A 4897-nucleotide genomic window follows, 5' to 3' on the forward strand; every position below is an offset into this window, starting at 1 on the left:
ATGCAAGTGCAGTGTTCGAAGGTGAGCGCGCCTATGGCGGCGAGATCTTCAAGCTCACCGAGCACACCGAGCGCCTGCATGAATCGGCCCGCATCCTGGGCTTCACCATTCCCTATTCGGTGGACGTGATCGACGATGCCTGCCGCGAACTGCTGAAGAAGCAGGGCTTCAAGGACGCCTACGTGCGCCCGATCGCCTGGCGCGGCAGCGAGGAAATGGGCGTCGCCGCCCACAAGAACCGCATCAATGTCGCCGTCGCTATCTGGCAGTGGCCAAGCTATTTCGACCCGGCGCAGAAGCTGAAGGGCATCCGCCTCGACATCGCCGAATGGCGCCGCCCTGACCCGCGCACCGCGCCGTCGAAGTCCAAGGCCGCCGGCCTCTACATGATCTGCACGCTGTCCAAGCATGCGGCGGAAGCCAAGGGCTATGCCGATGCGATGATGCTCGACTGGCGCGGCCAGGTGGCCGAAGCCACCGGCGCCAATATCTTCTTCGTCAAGGACGGCAAGGTGCACACGCCGACACCGGACTGCTTCCTGGACGGCATCACCCGCCGCACGGTCATCGGCCTTGCCCGCGACCGCGGCATCGAAGTGATCGAACGCGCCATCATGCCGGAAGAGTTGGCTGGTTTCGAGCAGTGCTTCCTGAGCGGCACGGCAGCTGAAGTGACGCCGGTTTCCGAGATTGGACAGTACCGATTCGAGGTTGGCGAGATCGCCAAGACGCTGATGAACGACTATTCGGCCGCGGTTCAGCCCAGGCACGCGATTGCCGCTGAATAATAAACAAATTCAATAGCTGACAGTGTCAAAGGGGCGGTTTTCAAACCGCCCCTTTTCGTTGCGTAAGGTCATATTTGACTTTCGCCGATTTCGGCGTCTGATGTTGATGTCGGCATTATGAGGGCCGGCACGCAATTGGAGGGAATTGTTATGGAATCGCTTCTTCCGATCATCATACAAATTGTCACCGGCGTAATTGGTGGACAGGCAGTAGGCGCGGCAATCACCACGGCAGCGATGGGGCAGGTGACCAAGCTGATCGCTGGCGGCGTCGGCGGTATTGCAGGCGGTCAGATCCTCGGCAGCCTTCTCGGCGGCGCGGCTGATCCCGCAACGGCGAGCGCCATGAGCGGGATTCTGAGCAATGTGGTTGGTGGTGCTGGCGGCGGCGCCATCTTGACTGCGATCGTGGGCGCGGTCATGGGCGCAATGAAGAAGTAAGTTCATTTCAGGCAGAATCGGATTGGGCGGCTTCGGCCGCCCATTTCATTTTTGGGGCGAGTAAACGATCTGAACGCAGTGGACGAGCGGCCTGTGTGATCCTATGTCGGGGGCAAAGATCAGAAAGGACAGCCATGGGACAGCTCAATGCCGGGATCGTGCCGGTCACACCCTTCCAGCAGAACTGCACGATCCTCTATGACACCGACGACAAGACCGGTGTGGTTGTCGATCCAGGCGGCGATGTCGAAACCATCCTGTCGGTGCTGAAGGACAACGGCATCACGATCACGGCGATCTGGCTGACCCATGGCCATATCGACCATGCCGGCGGGGCGATGGAACTCAAGGACGCGTTGGGCGTCAACATCATCGGCCCCCACGAGGCTGACAAGCCGCTGCTCGACAACCTGGTGACCCAGGCCCAGAAGTTCGGCATGGGCGGCTCGGTGCGCAATTGCGTGCCAGACCGGTTCCTGACCGAGGGCGAGACCGTCTCGTTTGGAACCCACGTCTTCGAGGTGCTGCACTGCCCCGGCCATGCGCCCGGTCATCTCGTCTACTACAACCGCGACGCGAAGTTCGCCCATGTCGGCGACGTTCTGTTTCAGGGTTCGGTCGGTCGCACCGACCTCTATGGCGGCGACCACGACACGCTGATCCGCTCGATCAAGGAAAAGCTTCTGCCGCTCGGCGACGACATCGGCTTCATCTGCGGCCATGGCCCGGGCAGCCGTTTCGGCGACGAGCGCCGCAGCAACCCCTATCTCGTCTGAAGCGTAGCTTTTCTCACCAAAAAAACGGCGCCACCTTTGACAGTGGCGCCGTTTTTTATCAGTTCAGCATCAGTTGGCGGCGCAGAAGCGCGCAACGCCATCATAGCCGGTAAAGGTGCCGCTGCGCGGGTTGAAGCTGCGGTAGCGGTCCGAGCAGTACTGGTACCATTCGGGCGTCCAGGGCTCCATCCCATAGCCGCCGCTGGAGTAGACCACGCGACGCTGCGGGGCCGGCTGGTAATAATCCTGACGATAGACGCGGCGCGGCTGGGGCTGCTCGTAATAATCATCATAGACCGGCTGCGGGCGATTGGCGCTGCCAGCGATGACCGCACCGGCGATCAGGCCGAGCGCGCCGGCGGCGACGATTGCGCCGGTGTTGTCGCTGTGGCCGTGATCGTAGCGGCGCCAGCGCTCACCAGCCTCGGCCGCGGGCAGGGCGGCGAGCGTGGTGGCAGCAACGGCTGCCGAAAGAACGAGGGTTTTGATGGTGCGGTTCATGTCGGTCTCCTTCGCCGTCCGGCCCGTATCAAGGCCGGAAATTAGCGTCGACAATATGTCTAACGGAGCGAGCCTGAACGCAGCCTGAACGGATTTTCAGGCGAGGAGCCGAACTAAATAGGGCCGACAGCCGCCAATCGGCGTGGCGGCGAAGCATTCGAGCAATGCGGCCGGGGCATGAACTCCGACCGTTTTACTGGGCTCAGCCGACGGTCAGGTTGACCGCCTTGGGACCCTTGCCGCGCTTGTCCGGCTCGGTGTCGAAAGAAACCTTCTGCCCATCCTCAAGACCGGGAAGGCCCGACGCCTGCACGGCCGAGATGTGGACGAAGACATCCTTCGCCCCGTCGTCCGGCGTGATGAAGCCGAAGCCTTTGGCATGATTGAAGAACTTGACGGTGCCGGTCTGCGGCATGGGGAACTCCTCTGATCCCATCAATTCCAGTCTTCGGGCCGGCAAATGCCCGAAGTAGAAATTTGTCGTTCATTTTTGGGTGATCGGCAAGCAAAAGTTTCGCGCCCGCTACCGTCCAAAAGCAGTATCGTTTGCCCCGGAAATGCCGGGTTTTCTTGGCCTGTGGGAACGTTTCGGGGTTCAATGTCCTGGCATGCGGATCGAACCGAACGGCCCGCGGGACTTGTCGCCGATCAAGCCGGGGCGATAGCGCCGAACGTGGCCTCAAAAACAAAGGGCGCGACGGTTGCCCATCGCGCCCTCAGTCAATCAATTCAAACAGGCGAGACTTAGCCCGCGCGGAGGTTGACCGCCTTGGGGCCTTTACCCATACGGTCGGGCTCGACGTCGAAGCTGACCTTCTGGCCGTCGACGAGCGTGCGCAGGCCCGAAGCCTCGATAGCGGAGATGTGGACGAAAACGTCCTTGGCGCCACCATCCGGCGTGATGAAGCCGAAGCCTTTGGTTGCGTTGAAGAACTTTACGGTACCGGTCTGGGTCATTGGGAGAACTCCTTCACCCGTTCAGTGGTCTGGACCYGCCATCCGCCTGGCGTCGGCGGCAAGTCGGTGGTTTTGCTTGGCGGTCATGCATTTGCGCACGATTAAACCCCCCGCCGAGTCACGGGGTCGTCAGAGATTCACAGTATCGGGGAAAGGGTCGTGCAAAACGTTCCAGTCTCCGGGTCAGCAAACGCCCGAACTGAGACTTATATGACACGGAAACGTGAAGGTTGCAAGATGATCGCGGCGACACTTCGCAGCGTCGCACTCATATACGGCATTCCTAAACACCGCCATTGGCCAGATTGCCGCGTCCCCAGGGGCAGGTCGAGCGCGGGTTGATATCGTTGACAGAATCGCCAGGATCGGGGCAGGGGCTGAAACAATTCCCGCGAGGGGCGGGAACAAGAGGGAATATTTCCATGACGTTTTCGGCAAAGACCTTTGCACGAAAAGCAACTGTCGCCTCGTTGCTGTCGCTGATGCTCGCATCCTGCGTGGTGGTGGATGAGGGCCCCGGACCAAGGCCACTCCCGCCACGTCCTGGCCCTGGCCCGCAATTCTGCACGCGCGAATATGACCCGGTCTGCGCGCAGCGCGGCAATGAGCGCCAGACCTTTGCCAACTCCTGCACGGCCGAAGCTGCCGGCTTCCGCATCGTCCGTGGCGGCGAGTGCCGTGGCAGCAGCGGTGGCAGTGGCGGTGRCTGGAACGGCGGTGGCGGCGGCTGGAATGGCGGCGGTAGCGGTGGCGGCGGTGGCTGGAATGGCGGTGGCGGTAGCGGTGGTGGCTGGAATGGTGGCGGCGGTGGCAACCAGCAATTCTGCACCAGGGAATACCGGCCGGTCTGCGGCCAGCGCGGCGGCTCGTTGCGCACGTTCCCCAATGCCTGCGAGGCGGAATCTGCCGGCTTTCGCGTCGCCGACCAAGGGCCGTGCTAAAACCATCTGACAACCCTCCTGGCACAAGATGCCGGGAGGTTCTCGTTGCAGCAATCGAGGATATTTCCCCGTAGCAAGGTTACCGCTTTCTTGCGGGTCGGGACGGCTTGCCTTTCTTTCGATTGCCGTGCTGCGGTACTTTGGCGGCTAGGCTGTCGCGGACTACCGCGTCTGTACGCTCGGCTAGCATCCATGCGAGCGCGAGCCCTTCAAAGCCGCCTTGGAGCCGGGTCAACGCTTCATCGGACCCAGGATGCGCCGCATGGCGGACCGTCCTTGCCGATCGCCTGCGCCCGGCACAGCGCAGAACGGCGGCAAACAGGATCGTTGCAGGTGCCGGCAACGCCCGTTTCCGTGGCGATGAGGCGGGTCATCACCATCATCTCGTCTTTGGGCCAGGGTCTTGGCCAAAACAGCGTGGCGAGTTTTTCGGGCAGGCTGCCGAGGAGTTCCTCGATCTCCATCATCACATAAGGGGGCAGGGGTTCTTCGC

8 protein-coding genes are annotated in these 4897 nt (G+C 61.8%); 4 read left to right on the forward strand and 4 right to left on the reverse strand.

Annotated elements, in window-relative coordinates; all coding sequences use genetic code 11:
• The 3 genes from AC1DUU_RS22875 to AC1DUU_RS22885 form a co-directional block, all read left to right on the forward strand.
• A partial coding sequence (locus AC1DUU_RS22875; protein ID WP_476785678.1) for a branched-chain amino acid aminotransferase occupies window positions 1-788 on the forward strand: 788 nt, incomplete at its 5' end.
• A gap of 150 nt (window positions 789-938) precedes the next feature.
• The gene (locus AC1DUU_RS22880) at window positions 939-1229 is read left to right on the forward strand and encodes a hypothetical protein (RefSeq protein ID WP_476785679.1); all 291 of its coding nucleotides are present in this window, start codon (window positions 939-941) and stop codon (window positions 1227-1229) included.
• A 134-nt stretch (window positions 1230-1363) separates the two neighbouring features.
• Window positions 1364-2005, forward strand: a complete 642-nt coding sequence (locus tag AC1DUU_RS22885) for an MBL fold metallo-hydrolase (RefSeq protein ID WP_476785680.1) — start codon at window positions 1364-1366, stop codon at window positions 2003-2005.
• Window positions 2006-2074: 69 nt separating this feature from the next.
• Here AC1DUU_RS22885 and AC1DUU_RS22890 read toward each other — a convergent pair whose 3' ends face one another.
• The 3 genes from AC1DUU_RS22890 to AC1DUU_RS22900 all read right to left on the reverse strand — a co-directional run bounded on the left by AC1DUU_RS22890 (window position 2075) and on the right by AC1DUU_RS22900 (window position 3463).
• Window positions 2075-2506 carry a BA14K family protein gene (locus tag AC1DUU_RS22890; protein ID WP_476785681.1) on the reverse strand — a complete coding sequence of 144 codons (432 nt, stop codon included), beginning with the start codon at window positions 2504-2506 and terminating at the stop codon, window positions 2075-2077.
• 202 nt (window positions 2507-2708) lie between these two features.
• Window positions 2709-2921: a cold-shock protein gene (locus tag AC1DUU_RS22895; RefSeq protein WP_018428999.1), complete on the reverse strand. Its 213-nt coding sequence runs from the start codon at window positions 2919-2921 to the stop codon at window positions 2709-2711.
• A 329-nt stretch (window positions 2922-3250) separates the two neighbouring features.
• Complete coding sequence (locus tag AC1DUU_RS22900; RefSeq protein WP_067959476.1) at window positions 3251-3463, reverse strand: cold-shock protein; 213 nt, start codon at window positions 3461-3463, stop codon at window positions 3251-3253.
• A gap of 422 nt (window positions 3464-3885) precedes the next feature.
• On the opposite strand from AC1DUU_RS22900, the gene AC1DUU_RS22905 reads away from it, so the two are divergent.
• On the forward strand, window positions 3886-4404 hold the full coding sequence (locus AC1DUU_RS22905; RefSeq protein ID WP_476785682.1) for a Kazal-type serine protease inhibitor family protein: 519 nt from the start codon (window positions 3886-3888) through the stop codon (window positions 4402-4404).
• Between the two features lie 239 nt (window positions 4405-4643).
• On the opposite strand, the gene AC1DUU_RS22910 is transcribed toward AC1DUU_RS22905, so the two are convergent.
• Window positions 4644-4897, reverse strand: a 254-nt coding sequence (locus AC1DUU_RS22910; RefSeq protein WP_476785683.1) for a hypothetical protein, incomplete at its 5' end; no start/stop codon positions are given.

Source organism: Aminobacter sp. P4_H6_2 (genome assembly GCF_056400805.1).

Excerpts from the sequence above, each read along its gene's own strand:
- AC1DUU_RS22885 (WP_476785680.1), top strand. The coding sequence starts at position 1,364 with ATGGGACAGCTCAATGCCGGGATCGTGCCGGTCACACCCTTCCAGCAG.
- AC1DUU_RS22895 (WP_018428999.1), bottom strand. The coding sequence starts at position 2,921 with ATGCCGCAGACCGGCACCGTCAAGTTCTTCAATCATGCCAAAGGCTTC.
- AC1DUU_RS22880 (WP_476785679.1), top strand. The coding sequence starts at position 939 with ATGGAATCGCTTCTTCCGATCATCATACAAATTGTCACCGGCGTAATT.
- AC1DUU_RS22890 (WP_476785681.1), bottom strand. The coding sequence starts at position 2,506 with ATGAACCGCACCATCAAAACCCTCGTTCTTTCGGCAGCCGTTGCTGCC.
- AC1DUU_RS22900 (WP_067959476.1), bottom strand. The coding sequence starts at position 3,463 with ATGACCCAGACCGGTACCGTAAAGTTCTTCAACGCAACCAAAGGCTTC.